Here is a 702-nt window from a genome sequence, read left to right on the forward strand (position 1 = left end):
TCAGTAGGTGAAGGCGGCCACGCGGGTGCGCAGGTCCTCCGAGATGCGGGCCAGCTCCCCGATCGAGGCGCCCGAGACCGCCAGCGCCCGCGAGGACTCCGCCGCCGCGTCCGCCACCCCCGTGATGTTCGAGGCGATCTCCCCCGAACCCGTCGCAGCCTCGGCCACCCCCCGCGACATCTCGTTCGTCGTGGCCGTCTGCTCCTCCACCGCCGAGGCGATCGTCAGCTGGTAGTCGTTGATCTGCGACACGATCTGCGAGATCTGCCCGATCGCCGCCACCGCCCCGGTGGTGTCCGCCTGGATCGCATCCACCCGCCGGGCGATGTCCTCCGTGGCCCGCGCCGTCTCCTGCGCCAGGTCCTTGACCTCCCCGGCCACCACCGCGAACCCCTTGCCCGCCTCACCCGCACGAGCCGCCTCGATCGTGGCGTTCAGCGCCAGCAGGTTCGTCTGCTCCGCGATCGAGGTGATCACCTTGACCACGTTGCCGATCTCCTGCGACGACACCCCCAGCTTCGCCACCTGATCGTTCGTCGTCGCAGCCACCACCGTCGCCTGCGACGCCACCTTCGCCGCCTCCGACGCGTTCTGCGCGATCTCCCGGATCGAAGCACCCATCTGCTCCGCACCCGCAGCCACCGCCTGCACGTTGCGCGACACCTGCTCCGCAGCAGCCGCCACCACACCCGCCTGCGCGCT

Annotated in this window: 1 protein-coding gene; it reads right to left on the minus strand. The window is 70.9% G+C overall.

Going from position 1 to position 702, the window contains the following annotated elements:
- A partial coding sequence (locus tag U5M74_RS16175; RefSeq protein WP_410909945.1) for a methyl-accepting chemotaxis protein occupies positions 1-702 on the minus strand: 702 nt, incomplete at its 5' end.

The sequence above is a fragment of the Puerhibacterium sp. TATVAM-FAB25 genome, from assembly GCF_046535855.1.
Taxonomy (GTDB): domain Bacteria; phylum Actinomycetota; class Actinomycetes; order Actinomycetales; family Cellulomonadaceae; genus Puerhibacterium; species Puerhibacterium variabilis_A.